Source organism: Amycolatopsis sp. NPDC059235, assembly GCF_042754125.1.
Taxonomy (GTDB): domain Bacteria; phylum Actinomycetota; class Actinomycetes; order Mycobacteriales; family Pseudonocardiaceae; genus Amycolatopsis; species Amycolatopsis albidoflava.
Window position 1 is genome coordinate 40,328 of record NZ_JBHZAG010000039.1, and the last position, 18,653, is coordinate 58,980.

The following is an 18,653-nucleotide window of genomic DNA, read 5'->3' on the forward strand; positions in this document are numbered from 1 at the left end:
GCTATCGGCGCAGGCCGAGACGCTTGATCAGGTCCCGGTACCGCGCCACGTCCACCTTTTCCGTGTAGTTCAGCAGCCGGCGGCGACGGCCGACCAGCAGCAGGAGACCGCGACGGGAGTGGTGGTCGTGCTTGTGCGTCTTCAGGTGTTCGGTGAGGCCGATGATCCGCTTGGTCAGCAGCGCGACCTGGGCCTCGGGGGATCCGGTGTCCGAGTCGTGCAGCCCGTACTCGGCGAGGATCGTCTTCTTCTCATCGGTGGACAGCGCCACTGGTGGTGCTCCTTGTGCATCTAGTGCCGTGAGGCCCGTACCGCGCCACGCGGCCGGGTGAGACGGTCACGGCCGCCACGGACTGCAGCCGGACCCGGTTGCTGAGGTTACCAGCCGGTTGAACTGCGGCTTCAGGCGCGTACGGCTAGCTGGGCAGCACCGCCTCACCCGCGCCGCAGAGGCCAAGTCCGCAGCGTGCGGTAAGGGCTGCCACCGCCCATCAGCTCTACCCGGTCCGCGGTCCAGACGCGGCTGCGGAAACCCGCGAGCCGTTCCGTCCAGTCGGTGGGCGGCTGCGTGCGCGGGCACCGCGCCAGCGTCAGGTGCGGCCGGTAAGGACGGTCTTCGTCGTCGGCGCCCGCGGCTGCGGCGAGATCGGCGAGGTCCTCCCCCGCCACTCCCAACCACAGCACTCCCGGAAATGTTCCCGAACCCCGGAGCCGGACGTCAACGGATTTTCGGCCGTCCAGCGCCCGGTCGAGGAAGGAGGCACGTTCGGCGGGGTCGACCTCGCCGTAAAAGGCCAGCGTGACGTGCCATCCGGCCGGGTCTGACCAGCGCAGCAGCCGGTCCCGGGAACCGAGGGCACCGTCGATTTCCGCCGCGACGTCGGCGGGCGGGCGCAGCGCGGAGAACAACCGCATCGGCTACTGGCCCGAGGCTCCCGCGCGGCGGAGCAGGTCGGCGATCGCCGGGTAGTCGTCGTCGAGCAGCTTCGCCGCCTCGGCGAGGTTCTCGTCCTCGGCGACGTCGCGGATGCCCGCGAGCAGGATCTTCTCGTCCGAGTTGACCGGGATGTTGTCGCGGCCGACGGTGGGCCGCGAATCGCGCACGTCCTCCAGGGCGGCCTGCATCGCGTCGCGGTCGCCCGCGGCGACCTCGGGCACCAGGATCTTGCGTTCGAGCATGATCATCCGCGCCAGCACGACCGGATTGCCGATCTTCGCCCGCCGCCCGCTCATCACCTGGCTCAGCATCGGCGCGCTGATCCCCAGCACCTCGGCCAGGAACGCCTGCGACACGTCGAAGGCCACGACCAGCCTGCGCACCCGATCGCCCAGCGGCTCCCCGTACCACTCCCGCTGCAGCGCGATGTTCCGCTGGACGATCTTGTGGTCCTCCACCTAGCTCCGCTCCCCTAGCGCTGTCGTCCCGCGGCCGCCAGCCGGAGGACTTGCTCCCCCGGCCCGGCGCCGCCGGCCCATCTTGCCACTCCGGATGCCCCCGGCGGGCCGGAACGCCCGATCCGTCCCGGGCCCGGCCCGTCCCGGGACGAGGTCCGCTCAGCTGTCGGAGCCGAGCGCTTCCCTGGTCCGGGCCACGTCCTCGTCGATCTTCTTCACGAGATCGGCCGACGCGCCGAACCGTGCTTGATCCCGCAACCGGGTGACGAAGTCCAGTGCGACGTGCTGGCCGTAGAAGTCCTCGTCGACGTCCAGCACGAACGCCTCGACGGTGCGTTCGCGGCCGGAGAACGTCGGGTTCGTGCCCACCGACACCGCCGCGCGCAGCCGCCGGTCCGGGTCCGACAGCCGGCTGAACCAGGCCGTGTAGACGCCGTCCGCCGGCACGGCGGCGAATCTCGCGGTGGACAGGTTGGCCGTCGGATAGCCGAGGTCGTGGCCCCGGCCGTCGCCGCGGACGACGATGCCCTCCAGCCGGTGCGGGCGGCCGAGCGCGTCGGACGCGGCCACCACGTCGCCGGCGTCGATGCACGAGCGCACGTAGGTGGAGGAGAAGGTGATGTCGTTGGCGCCGCGATCGTCGTCGAGCGAACGGCCCTGCAGCTCCGCGCCGTAGGCGACGAACCCGAAGCGGCGGCCGAGTTCGCGCAGCAGCGCGACGTTGCCCGCGGCCTTGGCCCCGAAGGTGAAGTTGTCGCCGACCAGCACCGCGCCCGCGTGCAGCCGGTCGACCAGCACCTCGTGCACGAACTCGTGCGGGCTGAGCCGGGACAGCTCCAGGGTGAAGGGCAGCACGCAGAAAACGTCCACGCCGAGTCCTTCGACCAGCTGGGCCTTGCGCCGCAACGTGGTCAGCTGCGCGGGATGGCTTCCCGGGCGCAGCACCTCGGACGGATGCGGGTCGAAGGTGACCACCACGCTGGGCACACCGCGTTCGGCGGCTGTCGCCACGGTGCGCTTGATCAGTTCCTGGTGCCCGCGGTGCACGCCGTCGAACACGCCGATGGTGACCACGCACCGTCCCCAGCCGCCCGGGAGGTCCCCGAGCCCACGCCACCGCTGCACTGTTGTCAACTCTCCCCGAGCAAGGTGCCTTTGCCCCCACCCTATGCGGGCAGGAGGACCACCACCGAGCGGGTCACTCCCTCGGTGTCGGAGGCCAGCGCGAGCACGTGGCCGTCCGGCGCGAACAGGCCGTAGGTGCCCTCGATTCCGCCCGCCGGGATGCGCCTGCCGTACTGGACCGCCTTGGCCGTGGCCGCGTCGAGATCCCGGCGCGGAAACGCCGCGGCGACGGCGGCGTCGAGGTCCAGGGAGAGTTCCGGTTTTTCTTCGAGCTGGTCGAGCGTGCGCGCGCGGGCGAGCGTGAACGGCCCGACTGTGGTGCGGCGCAAGGCTTTCAGGTGCCCGCCGACCCCGAGCCCGGCGCCGAGATCCCGGGCGAGCGCGCGGACGTAGGTGCCGGACGAGCATTCGACGATGGCGTCGAGTTCGATCCGGTCGTCCTCGCGACGGAGCCCCAGAACGTCGAACCGGTGCACGGTCACCGGCCGGGGCGGGAGGACGACGTCTTCTCCCGCGCGCACCCGGGCGTAGGCGCGCTTGCCGTCGATCTTGACGGCGGACACGGCGCTGGGCACCTGCTGGATGTCGCCGGTCAGCTTGGCGATGCCGTCGGCGATCTGCTCGTCAGTGACGGCGGCGAGGGTTTCCGGCGCGGCATCGGTGTCAAGCGGTTCGCCCTCGGCGTCGTCGGTGGTGGTGGACCGGCCGAGCGACAGGGTGGCGAGATAAGTCTTGCGGTCGAGGGCGAGGTGGCCGAGCAGTTTGGTGGCGCGCTCGATGCCGAGCACCAGTACGCCGGTCGCCATCGGGTCGAGCGTGCCGGCGTGGCCGACCTTGCGGGTGCCCATGATCCGCCGCGCCCGCGCGACCACGTCGTGCGACGTCATACCCGCCGGTTTGTCGACGATGAGCAATCCGGGCGGAGGAGCGGGACGACGCGGTTCTTTCGGGCGAGACACGGCGGAAACCCTACCTAGCCGGGGTTTCGCGGGCGGCGCCCGGTTCGGGCGGGGGCTGGGGCGGCTGGGGTTGGCGGGTCGGGTGGGGGTTGGGGCGGCCGGGATGACGGAAGCGGCTTGGGCGGCGGGGTTTGGGCGGTGGTTCGGTTCAGCGAGTGTTCTGAGCGGTTGCCAGGTTTGGGGTTGGCGGGTCGGGCGGGGCCGGGATGACGGAAGCGGCTTGGGCGACGGGGTTGGCTGGCGGTTCGGGGTTCGATTCGGCGAGTGTTCTGTTCTGGACGGTTGCCCGGTTTGGATGGCGGGATGGGATGGCGGGACTGGACGACCGGGCCGGGCACTCGATCCGGGCGAATGCCCTGGGCGGACGATCGAGTGGGGCGGCTGGCTCGAGCAGTCGTCCAGGGCGAGTGCCCTGGACGGTCGCCCCGCTTCGACAACCGCTCTGGACAACCGGTCTGGACGGCCGTCCCGGGCGAACGCCCGAGATCGCCGAACCGACCGGTTCAAGCAGCCGACCCCGAGCGACCGCTCCGGACAGCCAACCGACACCGACGATCGGCCTGGGCAACTGGCCAGGGCGAGCGTCCTGGACGAATGCCCCAGGCGGTCGGGCCGGTCAGGTCGGCTGCCTGAATCGACTTGCCGAGGGCGGCTGGCTGAACGGATCGGCAGAGGCGACTGGATCAGGCGGCAGCCACGGCCTCTTCCGGTGCGTGGTCCCAGCGGTGCCTCCGGATCTGGACCGGGACTTCCTCCCCGCGTGCCTCCGCGGCGAACACGTGGGCGCGGGCCCGCCGCCACCACACGAGCATCTTGGTGGCGCCGAATGCCAGCACGGCCACCACGACCAGCAGCGCGATCCGGAAGTTGCCGCCGGTCGCCTGGAGCAGGATGCCGATTAGCAGGGCGGTGACCGTCGTCGCGAGGAAGCCGCCGACGTTCACCACTCCGGTTGCGGTTCCGACGCGCGACAGCGGGTTGTAGTCGCGGGCGATGGCGAAGCCGATCATCGACGCCGGGCCGCCCAGGGTGAGGAAGGCGAACGCCGGGACGAGGACGCCCACCGGGACGTGGCCGTTCCAGCCGAGCAGCACTGCCCACACGATCGCGGCACCGCTGAGGTAGCCGACGACCAGCGGAACTCGCAGTGCCGGGGAGCGGCCGATCAACGCGCCCAGCAGCGGGCCGCCCGCCATCGAGCCGAACACGAACACCGTCAGCAGCGCGCTCGCGGTCGCGGCGGGCAAACCCTCGCCCTGTACGAGGAACGGCATGCCCCACAACAGGGTCAGGACGTTCGGCGCGAACATCGTCGAGAAGTGCACCCAGAAACCCAGCCGGGTGCCGGGGGTTCGCCAAGCCAGCTTGACCTGTGTGGCCAGCTCCGCCGGGCGCACGGGTTCGCGCTTGCGTTCCGGCACGCCTTCCGGGGTGTCGCGGACGCGCAGCAGGACCGGCACCGAGTACAGGACCGTCACGGCACCGACGACGAGGAAGGTGACTGTCCATCCTGGACCGTCGAGGAGCAGGGTGAGCGGGACGGTCGCGGCGAGGTTGCCGATGTAGCCGACGCACGAGGTGAAGGACGCGAGCAGCGCGTACCGGTGGGCTGGGAAGTGCGCGGCGACGAGGCGCAGGACGCTGACGAAGGTGAGCGCGTCGCCGAGGCCGAGGACGCCGCGGGCCACGAGGCCGAGCGCGTAGGTGTCGGCGATGCCGAGCAGCAGCTGCCCGGAGCCCAGGATCAGGACGGCGGCGGTGAGCACGCGGCGCGGGCCGTAGCGATCGACCAGCACGCCGGTCGGGATCTGCATGGCCGCGTAGACGCCGACCTGCAAGACGGTGAAAATGCCGAGCGCGGCGGATCCGACGCCGAAGCGTTCGGCCGCTTTCAGCCCGGCGACGCCGAACGAGGTGCGGTGGAAGACGGCGAGCAGGTACACCGTGACCGCGGTGAGCCAGATGAGCCAGGACCGGACAGGGGCGCGGCCGGCGGGCGTCAAGAGTTCCTCCAGAGAGCAGGCGAGCGTCGGACAGAGGAGGACGACGACGCTGCCGCCTCGATAGTTGTATCGCCTCAGCAACTCCGATACATAGCCGTAACCGGGGTGTGTTTCACCACAGATCCACTTCGCCTCGAATGCCGACGACCGTTTCGCCGCCGACCCAGACGTCGTCGCCGTCCCGTTCGACGTGCACCCGCCCGCGCCGGCCGAGCCGCGTGCCCTGTGCCGCGACGTACGACTCGGGCGCGATGCCCTCGCCGATCAGCCACTGGCCGAGCGCCGCGTTGAGGCTGCCGGTGACCGGGTCCTCGACGACGTCGCTGAACGCGCGGACCTCGAATGCCGTGTCGGAGCCATCCGGCTGCGCACCGGCGACGCCCACCTTGAACGAGCCGAGAGCGCCGAAGTCCGGCTCGATCGCGAGGACGGTCGCCGCGTCGCGCAGCAGCAACGCGACCCAGCCGGGACCGTTGTCCGCCCAGCGCGCGTCGAGGACGTCGGCGTCGCCGAGGTGCAGACCGCGTTTCACCGCGGCGAGGTCGGCGTCGTCCACCGGGCCGCCCCGACGGAGCGGAGGCGCGGCGAACGCCAGCCGGTCGCCGTCGCGACGCACCCGGACCAGGCCGGCCCCGCATTCCTGCACGAGGTGCCCGGCTTTCGGCTCTCGCCCGGCGGCCAGCCACGCCCGCGCCGACCCGAGCGTCGGATGCCCGGCGAACGGCAGCTCGCCGTGCGGGGTGAAGATCCGCACGCGGTAGTCGGCGGCCGGGTCGGACGGCTCCAGCAGGAACGTGGTCTCGCTGAGGTTCGTCCACCGGGCGAACGCGGCCATCCGCTCGTCGGGCAACTCGTCCGCGCCGTGCACGACAGCGAGCGCGTTGCCTCGGGTGAGCTCGTCGGTGAAGACGTCGACCTGGGTGAACTTCGGCATGCGCCCGCCCTCGCATCCGCCGGGCGACGGCGGCGAGCGGGTTTCGCCGTTATGCCATCACGCCTCCCTTACCGCGCCGACCACGGCCCACCGCCCGGACCGCCACCGCGCCACGACCGCCGCCAGCCGGAACACCATGAACAGCGACAAGCCGGTCCAGATCCCGCTCAATCCCCAGCCCAGCGCCAGCGACAGCCAGATCAGCGGCAGGAACCCGAGCCCGGCGCTGACGAGCGTCGCGGTGCGGAGGAAGGCGGCGTCGCCCGCACCGAGGAGTACGCCGTCGAGCGCGAACACCACACCCGCGATCGGTTGCAGCGCCACGAAGAACCACCACGCGTGCGGGATTTCGCCGAGCACTCCCGGGTCGGACGTGAACGCGTGCGGCAGGACGCTCCACAACGCCGCGAACAGCACGCACAGGAAACAGCCGAGGACGAGGCCGTATCCGGTGATCTGGTTGGCCACCCCGCGCGCCTGCCGCGCCGCTCCCGCGCCGAGCGCCGCGCCGACGAGCGATTGCGCGGCGATCGCGACCGAATCGAGCACCAGGGACAGGAACGTCCAGAGCTGCAGGACCACCTGGTGCGCCCCGACCGCCTCGGTCGACGTGCGCGCGGCCACCGCGGCGGCGGACACGAAGCACGCCTGGAAAGCGAAACTGCGCAACACCAGGTCCCGGCCGAGACCCAGTTGTGCCCGCATCACCGCGAAATCCGGCCGCAACGGCACCTTTTCCCGCACCAGCGCGGCGACGAACATCGACGCGGACACGACCTGCGCGACGACGTTCGCGATCGCCGAGCCCTCCAGCCCGAGACCGGCGACGTACACCAGCACCGGGCACAGCACGGCCGAGATTCCGTTGCCCGCCAAGACATAACGCAGCGGACGGGTGGCGTCCTGCACGCCGCGCATCCAGCCGTTGCCCGCCATCGTGATGAGGATCAGCGGCGCGCCGAACAACGCGATCCGCAGCCACGACACGGCCGCCGCGGCGATCTCGTCGCTGCCGGAAAGCGCGCGGGCGATCGGCTCGGCCAGCAGTTGTCCCGCGACGAGCAGCACCAGCCCGACCAGCACACCGAGCCAGGTGGCCTGCACGCCTTCGCGGACCGCGTCGGCGCGCCTGCCCGCGCCGTGCAGCCGCGCGGTGCGCGAGGTGGTGCCGTACGACAGGAAGGTGAGCTGAGTGGAGACCTGCGACAACACCACGCCGCCCAGCGCGAGGCCAGCGAGCGGAAGCGCGCCGAGATGGCCGACGACGGCGGTGTCGACCAGAACGTAGAGCGGCTCGGCGGCGAGCACGCCGAGCGCGGGCACGGCGAGCCCGAACACTCGGCGGGGCGGGATGCGGTCACCGCTGACGGCGGTGGTCGTGGCGTTTTCGGACACGAGGATGAGAGTAGCCACCGGGTCCGACAAATCCGGCGGGGCGGAGGGCGGAGGTTCGCTGAGGTGGGTGACGGGGGTGGGAGATTTGCTTGTGGGGCAAGGGAATTCTTGTTTGGTTGCGGCGGATTCCCGGGATGCGGGAGGGTTGATCGGGTGGTTCGGGTTGGGCTGCGGGCATGCTGGACGGGCATGCATGGGAGCACGGCCGATCGAGCGCGTCTCGGGCAGAGCGGACGTTCGATTGGCTCCGCTTCGGCTGCGAGCACGGGCGGGCATATCAGGGGCGGGCGGCCGATCGGCAGCGTCTCGGGCGGGGACGTTCGGATGGCTCGTCCTCGGCTGCGGGTGCGCCGGACGGACACGCCTTGGAGCGCGGCGAACCGGCCAAGTCTCGCCTGGGGCGGACATTTGGCTGGCCCGGCTTTGGCTGCGGACATGCCGGGCGGGCGCGGCTGACCGGCCGATTCTCGGGCGTGGCGGAGTTTCAGCTAGCGCGGCTTCGGCTGCCGGCGTACGGGACCGGTGCGCCCGGGAGCACGGTCAACCGGACCGTCTCTCGTGCAACGCGAACGTTCGGCTGGCTCGGCGCCGGCCGCGGACATGCCGAACAGGCGCACCCGGAGCACGGCCAAACGACCGCGTCTCGGAGCAACGTGGCAAGTCGGCGGACGGCACCCGGGTTTCCCGCGGTCGGCTATCGCAGGCCGCGGGGGTACAGATGCGTGTCGGGAGACCGCCTCCAGGAGCACTGGCGAACCCGCACCAGTCGCCCGCCCGGGGTCAGGAAGCTCGCAGCAGCGGCGCCCTCCCCAGCGCCTCGCGCAGCCGGTCCAGTACCTCCTCGGCGGGACCCTCCGCTGTGCACCCCGCGGCCATCCGGTGGCCTCCCCCGCCGAACTCCGCGGCGGCGGCCGATACGTCGATGTCGCCGGCGGAGCGCAGCGAGACCGTCCACACTGGACCTGGCCCGGCCTCCTTCAGCACTGCCGCGACCCCGGCCTCCCGCGTCGCGCGCACGACGTCGATCACCGACTCGACCTCTTCGAGTCGTACCGTCGCCGCGGCCGCCGCGCGGACTACCGTGTGGACGAAGCCGAATCCTTGTGCCGCTTCGGGTTCCAGCCGCGCTTCAGAGAGGACCGTCGACAGCATCGGCAGCCACGCGAACGGGTGATCGTCGACGATTCGGCGGGCTACCTCGCCCGGGTCCGCCCCGGCTTCGAGGAGGCGCGCCGCGATCCGGTGCGTTTCGGGGCTTGCCCGGCGGAAGCCGCTCGTGTCGGTGACCACCCCGGCGTACAGGCAGCGTGCGGCGGCCGCGTCCAGTTCGACGCCCATCGCCTCAATGATCCGCGTGACCAGGATCGCCGTCGCTTCCGCGGTCTCGTCCACGACGTGGTGAGTGCCGTAGCGGCCGTTCGTCGCGTGGTGGTCGACGACCAGGACCGGAGCGCCCGCATCGCGGACCGCGGCGACTCGCGGAGCGAGTCTGCCCAGGCGGGCCAGGGTCGGGGTGTCCAGCGCGACCAGCAGGCCGTCGGTCGGAGGGAGGGCGTCGACGGGGGTGATCAGGCCGTCGACGTCCAGCCAGGCCAGTGTTTCCGGGGCCTCGTCCGGCTCGCTGAAGGCGACCCGCACGCGCGCGCCGCCGCGATGCAGCACGTGGCCTAGGGCCAGCGCACTGCCGAGGGCATCGGCGTCGGGGCGCACGTGTCCGAGCAGCGTCACGTCGGTGGCCCCGGCCAGCAGTGCGGCGGCGGCCTCGATGTCCTGTACCAGGGAAGCTGTCACGAAGTGTCACGCTACGCTCTGCGGGATGCCTGAGTACGTGATCCTCGTTCTACCTTCCGCCAACCGCGTGTACGCCGCGTCGTCGCCGGCGCTGCTGCGCGCCGAGCTGGCGGCCTTCGGCGCTGGTCTTTCCGCCGAGGTGTCGGCGATCGAAGAGATCGAGCTCGGCGGCGTCGGGTACGTGAAATTCGCCTGCGCGGCCCCTCTCGGTGAGCGAGACCTGGCGCTGCTGTCGAACCTGTCCTCGCTCTACGCCCTGTTTGAACTGGGCGACGGCGTGCTGCGGCCGGTCGCCGTGCACCCGCTGGCGAAGGCGGACTCGGACCTGCTGACCATCCAGAAGTACCCGGGCAAGACCAACGAGCAGTTCACCAAACTGCTGCTCAACCTCACCCTGCTGGCGACCGCACGGCCCGCGGACTGGCCGGACCGCGAACTGCACCTGCTCGACCCGCTGTGCGGCCGCGGAACCACGCTCAACCAGGCCGTGATGTACGGCTTCGACGCCACCGGCCTGGACGTCGACGAGCGCGACTTCGAAGCGTACGAACAGTTCGTGAAGACGTGGCTGCGCACGAAGCGCGTGAAGCACACCGCGGAGGCCGGGCAGCTGCGACGCAGCAAGGTGCGCCTCGGCCGTCGGCTGGACATCGAGTACGCGTTCGACAAGGACGACTACAAGGCCGGCCGCATCCGCCGGCTCAGCTACCTCAACGCGGACACCCTGACCGCCGACGAGGTCCTTCGCCCGGCGTCCGTGGACCTCATCGTGACCGACGCGCCGTACGGCGTGCAGCACGGCAGCCACCGCGACACCGGCCTGGCCCGCAGCCCGCGAGACCTCCTCGCGGCGGCGGTCCCGGTGTGGAACCGCGTGCTGCGGCCGGGCGGGGCGATGGGGATCTCGTGGAACACGCACGTGCTGCCGCGCGAGGAACTGGTGGCGATCCTGGAACGGGCGGGGCTGGCGGTGCGGACCGGCGGACCGTACGAGGAGCTGGCGCACCGGGTGGACCAGGCGATCGTGCGCGATCTTGTGGTGGCCGGAAAGCCGGCCTGAATTCGCGGCCGGAACCGTCGTTACCGCGCGCAGGCCACATTCACCGGATAGTGTGAAAACCGGATAGCACGAGCGAATCACTGCTGCGCTTTGAGCGCTCAGAGTTGACCGTTCATCGCATCAACCCTCCTGTGGCGCATTTCGTACGGCAGGGTCGGCCTTGAAATGGACACGACACCAGAGCGAATCCCGCCCTTGGCGACCGAGGCAGTCGAATTGGCGACGCGCCTTCCCCGCCAGCTGGAAATTGCCCCGTTGAGCGAGGCTGGTCAGCCCGACGAGTCCTTGCCCTACCTGACTTCCTATTGCCGTCGCCCCCACGATCGCAGACTCGCGGCCATCGTCGAGGCCGCCGCGCGCGGGACGAGCGGAATCGTCACCCTCGTTGGCGGACCGGCAACGGGAAAGAAACGCGCGTTATGGGAAGCCATGCACGGCAAGGCCGATGACCGGCCTTTTCTGCTCTACGGCTGGAAAATCTGGCCCGGCCTCAGTCCGCGCACCCCGGAGGAGCTGCTGGCGAGCGCGAAAGGATTTCAGGAAAAAACTGTCGTGTGGATTCCGTCCGCGGAGCGCTACCTTTCCCCGGAAAAGAACGGAATAGGCAATGAAGTCGCCGAATGCCTGCGGAATCTGCTGCATGACACCAGGTGTGCGCCGGTTCTGATTCTCGCGAGCCTGACCCCGGAGCGCTGGCAGGACCTCACCGCTCCGTCGGCCGGGGGCGCCGACCGGTCGCACGTCCATTTGCTGCTGCGAGGCACCAGCATCACGGTGCCCGACACCTTCACCGAAACCGAGGTCAGCCGGGCGCTCGCCTCCCTCGACCCGCGGGTGTCCGAAGCGGCGGCGAACGCGCCGAACGGCCAGGTGATCCAGACCGTCGTCGCCGGACCGGCGCTGCGCACGCACTGTCAGCGGATCAGCCCGTTCGCCAGGGCGACGCTGGATTTCGTCATCGAGGCCCGGCACGCGGGCCACGGCCGATCGATGTCCCGGACGCTCCTGCGACGGGGCGCGCAAGCCTTTCTCGACGGCCCGGACACCGACGAGTGGTTCGACAAGGCGTTGAAAGAACTGACGACGCCAGTACGCGGGGGCGCCGCCGTGCTGGTCACAGAGCCGAAGGCAGACGCCTTTCGGCTCGCCGCGTGTCTCGATCGGCTGTACGTGGCGGAGGTGCCGAGGCGGGTCCTTCCGCGGGCGAGCCTGTGGCCGGTGTTGCGGGAAACCGTTGCGGGGCAAGACAGTCTCGACATCGCCCGGGAATGCGAACGCCGCCACTTGCTGGAGCTGAGCGCCCAGTTCTTCCTCAAGAGCGGCCTGCCGCAAGCGCGTCTCGAACTCGCCGCGATGCTGGCGAAGGCCGGACGGATCGAGGAGGCGGCCGCCCAGTACCGGTTGCTCACGCGGATCGGAGCCGAGGTCGAGGAGGCGATCAACCAGGGGGCGAACGTTCTCTTCGCGGACGGGCGCGAGACCGACGTCCTGGACTGGCTGGGTCCGCTCGCCGAAGCGGGAAACCGCTCGGCCGCCCTGCACGTCGAGGCCGCGCACACCCGCTGCGGCCAGCCGGATCTGGCGCTGGCGGTGCATCGCCGGCGTGCGGAGAACGGCGACCTGCGATCGGCGGCCTACGTGGCGGCGAGCATGGTCTCGCCCGAGATCCTGGTCGATTCCCGGGGCAGGCTGACTGCCGCCGCACTGAAGGAACAGCGGATCCGCCGCCGGAAAGAACTCGACCGAGCCGTGCGCTGGCTGACCGAGCTGGCCGGGCAGCTCGGGCGCGACCTGCTTCCCCTGATCACGGACCTGACCATGGACGCCTTCGGGATCGACGAGGCGCTGACGATGCTCTCCACGGAAGCGGCCGACTACGACCGGCACGACGCGTACCTGCTCGGGGCTCAAGCGCTCTCGGGCGCCGGGCGGGTCGAAGAAGCGCTGACCTGGGTGGAGTCGGCCCGGCGGCAGCGGGTCCCGGGCACCGCCTCCGTCGCGGCCCGGGTGAATCTGCGCGCCCGGCTGCTCGATGCCGCCCAGGAGTGCGCGCTCGAGTCCGCTGCCGAGGGGGACGTGGCTCCGCTGGTCGAGGTCGGCGACGCTTTCGCCGCCTCCGACCTCATCGAGCGGGCTCTCAAGTGCTACGACGACGCGGCAGCCCGGAAAGCGACCGAAGCACTCGCTGCCGCCGCGCTCGCCACGGCCCGGCGCGGCATGCTCGAAGAAACCTACAGTTACTGCCGTCGCGCGCACCTGGCCGGTTGCACGCCGGATCCGGCCGAAATCGTCCGGCTGCTCTGCGCCGCGCACAAGGTCACCGAGGCGCTGCAGTGGTACGCCGTCACCGTTCCGCTGGATCGGGGCGCGCTCGCCCCGATCGCCCGGCGCATCAAGGATTTCTCCGAGGCGGTGACGGTCGCCGAGGCCATTCGCGTCCGGAAGTGCGTTCCGCGCTGGCAAGCGCTGGCCTGGGTGGCCGACGAACTCGCCGGCACCGAGCCCGGCCGCACCGGCGGCGCCGATCGGACGACGGTCAGCGGAAACGGCCCGCATCGCGCGGCCTCCTCCCGGCTGGTGCTCGCGGGTCAGCTGTACAAGAAAGCCGCCGAGTCGGGGGCCGCGCGCGTCGAGGAACGTGCCGTCCACGTGCTGATGGACGCGCGCAACTTCACCGAGGCGGTCCAGCTGATCCGGTCCAACCACGAGATCGTCCCGCGGCGGCTGCGGGCGCTGCTGGCGGAAGCCCTCGCCGGGCGCGGCGCGCTGAAGGAGGCCGAGCAGCTGCTCGAAGAACTGCTCGACGAGGACGACTTCAGCGCCGCCGCCGGGGTCGCCCGCGGGTTCAATCTGGACGGGGAGTACGTCAAAGCGCAGGACATCGCCGAGCGCGGGACCAGCGGCGGGGACGTCGAATCCTATGTCCTCCTGGGCGATCTTCGCCGCGGCGCGGGCGATCAGACCAGGGTGCTCGATCTCTACTGTCTCGCGCTGGCCCACGGCCATCCCGGCGCGCGGATCCGGATCGAACGCATGCGCACGCGGGACGGCACCGCCTGGGAGCACGCGCAATTGCGGAAGTACGGCCTCGATCCGCACGGGCACATCGCGCCGGACTGGGAGATTCCGGCGCCCGGCGCGGACACCGAGTGAGCGCGAAGCACCGTCCCGCGCTCGTTCACTGGTCACAAGGGAAAGCCTGGTGTTACCAATTGCCTACACAACCCCGGCCACCCGAACCGGTGATCCCGCTACGCCAGCCGCGGCCCGACGAAACGCAGGACCTCGGGCAGGACGCCTCGCCAGTACTCCGACGTGTGCTCCCCCGGCGTGATGCGCGCGACCTCCGGCTTGGCGCTGCTGATCAGCTTCCGGTTGGCCGCCAGGAAGGGATCTCCGTCGCCGCACCACACGCCGAGGCCTCGGGTCGGGAGTTCGTCCACGTGCTGCAGGGGCTCGGCGGCCGTCCAGTCGTCCTGGGACGGGAAGATGTGCCGGGTGCGGGCGTCGGGCCAGGTGCGGAACAGGGCCGCGCTGCAGGTGGCCACGGTCCGCACGTCGCGGCGGCGCCGGGCCAGGTTCAGGGCTCCGAAGCCGCCCATGGAGATGCCGAGGACTCCGGTCATCGGGCGGAGGCCGGCCTCGGAGAGCCAGCCGGGGAGTTCGTCGGAGAGCATGCGGCGCGGGTCGTCGTCGCCGTCGGGGACCCAGTAGTGGCTGCCGTCGACCGCGACGACCGCGAACGGCCGGATGCCGGACCGCACCGCGGCGGTGAGGGCCGCGGGCAGGTCCAGGTCCATGAAGGTGCGGGCGTTCGACCCGCGGCCGTGCAGCGCGACGCAGACCGGGAGGCCGGTGCTGGGGACTCCGTCGGGCGTCATCAGCACCACGTCGACGTCCCGGCCGCGGGCCGCGGAGTGCCTGCGGTGGATCGTGATCGACGCCTTCAGGGGCGACGGGCTGGAGGCCGGGGCAGCCGAGGACGGCGCAGCCACCGGGGCGGAGCGCCCGGTGCAGGCGGAGACGAGCGCCGCGGCACTGCCGAACAGCAGGCCGCGTCGCGTGACACCGGGCTTTGACCGCATCGCTTCAGCCGCGCGTCTCCTCTTCTGCTTGCTCCTCGTCCTCTTCGGCACGAGGAGCCTTGTAAGGGTCCGCGTCGCCCGCGGGCTGCGCGCCGGTCGCCCGGCGCGCCACCTCGGCGTCCGACTCGCGGGCCTTCGCGAGCAGTTCTTCGATGCGGCGGGCGTCGTCCGGGACGCTGTCCGCGACGAAGGTGAGCGTCGGGGTGTAGCGGACGCCGGTGCCCTGTCCCACCTTGGTGCGCAGGACGCCGCGCGCGGCTTCCAGCGCGGCCGCGGCGCTCGCGAAGTCCGGCTCCGCGTCGAGGCTTTCGCCGAGCACTGTGTAGTACACCGTGGCGTCGTGCAGGTCCGCAGTGACGCGGGCGTCGGTGATGGTCACCGAGCCCAGTCGCGGGTCCTTGACGTCGTGTTCGATCGCCGAGGCCACGATCTGCGAGATCCGCTTGGCGAGCTTGCGTGCCCGAGCGGGATCGGCCATGGCTGAGGTCTCCTTCTCCGGGTTTCCGGGTGTTCTAGTCGTCCGGGCCGAGCAGCCGGCGGCGCGCGGAGAGCAGTTCGAACTCAGGCCGTCCGGCCGCGAACCGCTCGCACGCGTCGAGCACGTCCCGGATGTGCTCGCCGTCGGGGGCGACCGCGGCGACGCCGATGAGCGCGCGCCGATGCAGGTCCAGATGTCCCGCCTCGGCGACCGAGACGGAAAACCGCTTCCGCAGTTCGGCCACCACCGGCCGCACCACGGATCGTTTCTGCTTCAACGAATGCACGTCGTCGAGCAGCAGGTCGAGCTCCAAGGCTCCGACAAACATAGGCAGCGAAGTTGTGCCGCGAACGCGGTCCGGGGTGTGCACTCGGGCACACCCCGGACCGTTGGCTCACGCGCGGGGCTTCTCCCGCTGTTCGTAGGTCTCGATCACGTCGTCGACCTTGATGTCGCTGTACGAGCCCAGCGTGAGACCGCACTCGTACCCTTCCCGGACCTCGACCACGTCGTCCTTGAACCGGCGCAGCGAGTTGATCGGCAGGTTCTGCGCGATGACGTTGCCGTCGCGCAGGAGGCGGGCCTTGGCGTTGCGCCGGATCTCGCCGGACATGACCAGGCAACCCGCGATCGTGCCGATCTTGGAGGACTTGAAGACGTCCCGGACCTCGGCGCGGCCCAGTTCGACCTCTTCGTACTCCGGCTTGAGCATGCCCTTCAGAGCCTGCTCGATCTCCTCGATCGCCTGGTAGATGACCGTGTAGTAGCGCACGTCGACGCCCTCGCGGGTGGCCCGCTCGGTCGCCTTGCCCTGCGCCCGGACGTTGAACCCGAGGACGATCGCGTCGGACGCGGTCGCCAGGTCGATGTCCGATTCGGTCACGCCGCCGACGCCGCGGTGCACGACGTGCAGTTCGACGTCTTCGCCGACGTCCAGCTGCAGCAGCGCCGCTTCGAGCGCCTCGACGGTACCCGAGTTGTCGCCCTTGATGATCAGGTTGAGGCTGCTCGTCTCCTTCAAGGCGGAGTCGAGGTCCTCGAGGCTGACCCGCTTGCGGCGCGACGCGTTGAGCGCGTTGCGGGTGCGAGCGGAGCGGCGCTCGGCGATCTGCCGGGCGACGCGGTCCTCGTCGACCACCAGGAAGGTGTCGCCCGCTCCCGGCACCGAGGTGAACCCGATGACCTGGACCGGACGCGAGGGCAGCGCCTCGGTGACGTCCTCGTTGTGCTCGTCGACCATCCGGCGGACGCGGCCGTAGGCGTCGCCCGCCACGACCGAGTCGCCCACGCGCAGCGTGCCGCGCTGGACCAGGACGGTGGCCACCGGGCCGCGGCCGCGGTCGAGGTGCGCCTCGATCGCGACGCCCTGTGCCTCCATGTCCGGGTTGGCCCGGAGGTCCAGAGCGGCGTCCGCGGTCAGCAGGATCGCCTCGAGCAGCCCGTCGATGTTGATGTTCTCCCGTGCGGAGATCTCGACGAACATCGTGTCGCCGCCGTATTCCTCGGCGATGAGGTTGTACTCGGTGAGCTGCTGCCGGATCTTGTCCGGGTTCGCGCCCTCCTTGTCGATCTTGTTGATCGCGACCACGATCGGGGCCTTCGCGGCCTGCGCGTGGTTGATCGCCTCCACCGTCTGCGGCATGACGCCGTCGTCGGCCGCCACCACGATCACCGCGATGTCGGTCGAGTTCGCGCCTCGGGCACGCATGGCGGTGAACGCCTCGTGACCCGGGGTGTCGATGAAGGTGATCAGGCGCGGGTTGCCCTCGAGCTCGGTCTCGATCTGGTAAGCGCCGATGTGCTGGGTGATCCCGCCGGCCTCGCTCTCGCGGACCTTCGTCTTGCGGATCGTGTCCAGCAGCCGGGTCTTACCGTGGTCGACGTGACCCATGATGGTCACGACCGGCGGCCGGACCTGCAGGTCCTCCTCGCCGCCGGCGTCGTCGCCGTAGGTGATGTCGAAGGTCTCGAGCAGCTCGCGGTCCTCCTCCTCGGGGGAGACGACCTGGACGACGTAGTTCATCTCGCCGCCGAGCAGCTCGAGGATGTCGTCCGACACGGACTGCGTCGCGGTGACCATCTCGCCGAGGTGGAAGAGCACCTGCACCAGCGAAGCCGGGTTGGCGTCGATCTTCTCGGCGAAGTCGGTCAGCGAAGCGCCGCGCGGCAGCCGGATCGTCTCGCCCTGCCCCTTGGGCAGGCGGACGCCGCCGACGCTGGGCGCCTGCATGTTGTCCATGTACTCCTGGCGCTTCTGCCGCTTCGACTTGCGGCCCTTGCGCGAGGGCCCGCCGGGACGGCCGAACGCGCCGGCCGTGCCGCCGCGGCCACCGGGGCCGCCACGACCGCCGCCGCCGCCGCGGAAACCGCCGCCGCCGGCCGGGGCGCCACCGCCGCCGCCCGGACGGAAGCCGCCGCCGCCACCGCCGCCGCCACCGGGACGGAAGCCGCCGCCACCGCCGCCGCCACCGGGGCCGCCGCGGAAACCGCCGCCACCGCCACCGGGACGACCGCCGCCGCCACCGCCGGGACCGCCACGACCGCCGCCGGGGCCGCCACGGCCGCCTGCCGGTCCGGCCGGACGGGCACGGCCCGGCATCATGCCGGGGTTCGGGCGCGGGGGCATGTTGCCCGGGCTCGGCCGGTTGCCGCCGCCCTGCCCGCCGGGACGCGGCGGACGCTCTCCGCCGCCCTGGCCGCCGCCCGGACGCGGGGGACGGTTTTCGCCGCCCTGGCCGGGGCCGGGACGCGGGGCGGGCGGACGCGGAGCCGGGGAACCGGAACCGACGCCGAACGGGTTGTTGCCGACGCGCGGAGGCCGCGGGCCGGGGCGCGGGCCGCTGGGCTTGGGGCCCTGCGGCTTGGGCGGCACGACCGAACCGGCGGACGACGAGTCCTGCTGCTTCGGGGCCGGCTTGGGCGCGGCGGGCTCGGCCTTGGCGGCCGGGACCTCCTGCGCCGGGGCCGGCTGGGCCGGTGCGGGCGGGCGCGGACCGGGGCGCGGGCCGCCGGGCTTCGGGCCCGGGGCGGCGGCCGGCTTCGCGGCCTGCGGACCCGGCTTCACGGCCGGGGCCTGCTGCTGCGCGGGAGCCGGCTGGGCCGGAGCCTGCGCGGGCGCGCTCTGCTGCTGGGCGGGCGGCTTCGGGGCCGCCGGAGCGGGGGGCCGCGGACCCGGCGTGGGGCCGGGCTTCTTCCCGCCCTTGGCGGGGTACGCGTCGCGGAGCCGGCGGGCGACGGGCGCCTCGACGGTGGACGACGCGGACTTCACGAACTCGCCCTGCTCCTTGAGCTTGGCGAGAACTTCTTTGCTGGTGATCCCGAGCTCCTTAGCGAGCTCGTGTACACGGGCCTTGCCTGGCACAGCTCTCCTCATCTAGGGGAGGCCAGGCGGGGACCCGCTGACCTCGTCCTTATCGTCGCGCGTTCAT

15 protein-coding genes are annotated in these 18,653 nt (G+C 71.5%); 2 read left to right on the forward strand and 13 right to left on the reverse strand.

What is annotated here, in order from left to right; translation table 11 throughout:
- Position 1: 1 nt before the first annotated feature.
- From rpsO to ACFXI3_RS24565, 9 genes are all read right to left on the reverse strand, one after another.
- On the reverse strand, positions 2-271 hold the full coding sequence (gene rpsO, locus ACFXI3_RS24525) for a 30S ribosomal protein S15 (RefSeq protein WP_037812514.1): 270 nt from the start codon (positions 269-271) through the stop codon (positions 2-4).
- Positions 272-435: 164 nt separating this feature from the next.
- Entirely contained in the window at positions 436-915 is a 480-nt protein-coding gene (gene thpR, locus ACFXI3_RS24530) for an RNA 2',3'-cyclic phosphodiesterase (RefSeq protein ID WP_378402401.1), read from the reverse strand.
- Between the two features lie 3 nt (positions 916-918).
- Positions 919-1,395, reverse strand: a complete 477-nt coding sequence (locus ACFXI3_RS24535) for a helix-turn-helix transcriptional regulator (RefSeq protein WP_344284669.1) — start codon at positions 1,393-1,395, stop codon at positions 919-921.
- Between the two features lie 159 nt (positions 1,396-1,554).
- Complete coding sequence (locus ACFXI3_RS24540) at positions 1,555-2,520, reverse strand: bifunctional riboflavin kinase/FAD synthetase (protein ID WP_344284666.1); 966 nt, start codon at positions 2,518-2,520, stop codon at positions 1,555-1,557.
- A gap of 41 nt (positions 2,521-2,561) precedes the next feature.
- Complete coding sequence (gene truB, locus ACFXI3_RS24545) at positions 2,562-3,479, reverse strand: tRNA pseudouridine(55) synthase TruB (RefSeq protein ID WP_378402404.1); 918 nt, start codon at positions 3,477-3,479, stop codon at positions 2,562-2,564.
- Positions 3,480-4,162: 683 nt separating this feature from the next.
- Entirely contained in the window at positions 4,163-5,482 is a 1,320-nt protein-coding gene (locus ACFXI3_RS24550; protein ID WP_344284661.1) for an MFS transporter, read from the reverse strand.
- Between the two features lie 112 nt (positions 5,483-5,594).
- Positions 5,595-6,416 (reverse strand): PhzF family phenazine biosynthesis protein, encoded by an 822-nt coding sequence (locus ACFXI3_RS24555; protein ID WP_378402406.1) that lies wholly within the window; start codon positions 6,414-6,416, stop codon positions 5,595-5,597.
- A 57-nt stretch (positions 6,417-6,473) separates the two neighbouring features.
- A complete protein-coding gene (locus ACFXI3_RS24560; RefSeq protein WP_344284655.1) occupies positions 6,474-7,811 on the reverse strand; it encodes an MATE family efflux transporter in 1,338 nt (445 codons plus the stop codon).
- A 780-nt stretch (positions 7,812-8,591) separates the two neighbouring features.
- Positions 8,592-9,602: a bifunctional oligoribonuclease/PAP phosphatase NrnA gene (locus tag ACFXI3_RS24565; RefSeq protein ID WP_378402408.1), complete on the reverse strand. Its 1,011-nt coding sequence runs from the start codon at positions 9,600-9,602 to the stop codon at positions 8,592-8,594.
- 25 nt (positions 9,603-9,627) lie between these two features.
- On the opposite strand from ACFXI3_RS24565, the gene ACFXI3_RS24570 reads away from it, so the two are divergent.
- Together ACFXI3_RS24570 and ACFXI3_RS24575 are read left to right on the forward strand one after the other, a co-directional pair.
- A complete protein-coding gene (locus ACFXI3_RS24570; protein WP_378402410.1) occupies positions 9,628-10,662 on the forward strand; it encodes a TRM11 family SAM-dependent methyltransferase in 1,035 nt (344 codons plus the stop codon).
- Between the two features lie 165 nt (positions 10,663-10,827).
- Positions 10,828-13,815 carry a hypothetical protein gene (locus tag ACFXI3_RS24575; protein WP_378402412.1) on the forward strand — a complete coding sequence of 996 codons (2,988 nt, stop codon included), beginning with the start codon at positions 10,828-10,830 and terminating at the stop codon, positions 13,813-13,815.
- Between the two features lie 98 nt (positions 13,816-13,913).
- On the opposite strand, the gene ACFXI3_RS24580 is transcribed toward ACFXI3_RS24575, so the two are convergent.
- The 4 genes from ACFXI3_RS24580 to infB all read right to left on the reverse strand — a co-directional run bounded on the left by ACFXI3_RS24580 (position 13,914) and on the right by infB (position 18,586).
- Positions 13,914-14,747 carry an alpha/beta hydrolase-fold protein gene (locus ACFXI3_RS24580; protein ID WP_344284641.1) on the reverse strand — a complete coding sequence of 278 codons (834 nt, stop codon included), beginning with the start codon at positions 14,745-14,747 and terminating at the stop codon, positions 13,914-13,916.
- A 4-nt stretch (positions 14,748-14,751) separates the two neighbouring features.
- Entirely contained in the window at positions 14,752-15,225 is a 474-nt protein-coding gene (gene rbfA, locus ACFXI3_RS24585) for a 30S ribosome-binding factor RbfA (protein WP_344284638.1), read from the reverse strand.
- A gap of 34 nt (positions 15,226-15,259) precedes the next feature.
- Entirely contained in the window at positions 15,260-15,553 is a 294-nt protein-coding gene (locus tag ACFXI3_RS24590; RefSeq protein ID WP_037812533.1) for a DUF503 domain-containing protein, read from the reverse strand.
- Positions 15,554-15,619: 66 nt separating this feature from the next.
- Positions 15,620-18,586 carry a translation initiation factor IF-2 gene (gene infB, locus ACFXI3_RS24595; protein ID WP_344284633.1) on the reverse strand — a complete coding sequence of 989 codons (2,967 nt, stop codon included), beginning with the start codon at positions 18,584-18,586 and terminating at the stop codon, positions 15,620-15,622.
- Between the last annotated feature and the right edge of the window lie 67 nt (positions 18,587-18,653).

Excerpts from the sequence above, each read along its gene's own strand:
- ACFXI3_RS24570 (WP_378402410.1), top strand. The coding sequence starts at position 9,628 with ATGCCTGAGTACGTGATCCTCGTTCTACCTTCCGCCAACCGCGTGTAC.
- ACFXI3_RS24590 (WP_037812533.1), bottom strand. The coding sequence starts at position 15,553 with ATGTTTGTCGGAGCCTTGGAGCTCGACCTGCTGCTCGACGACGTGCAT.
- ACFXI3_RS24575 (WP_378402412.1), top strand. The coding sequence starts at position 10,828 with ATGGACACGACACCAGAGCGAATCCCGCCCTTGGCGACCGAGGCAGTC.
- thpR (WP_378402401.1), bottom strand. The coding sequence starts at position 915 with ATGCGGTTGTTCTCCGCGCTGCGCCCGCCCGCCGACGTCGCGGCGGAA.
- rbfA (WP_344284638.1), bottom strand. The coding sequence starts at position 15,225 with ATGGCCGATCCCGCTCGGGCACGCAAGCTCGCCAAGCGGATCTCGCAG.
- ACFXI3_RS24580 (WP_344284641.1), bottom strand. The coding sequence starts at position 14,747 with ATGCGGTCAAAGCCCGGTGTCACGCGACGCGGCCTGCTGTTCGGCAGT.
- ACFXI3_RS24555 (WP_378402406.1), bottom strand. The coding sequence starts at position 6,416 with ATGCCGAAGTTCACCCAGGTCGACGTCTTCACCGACGAGCTCACCCGA.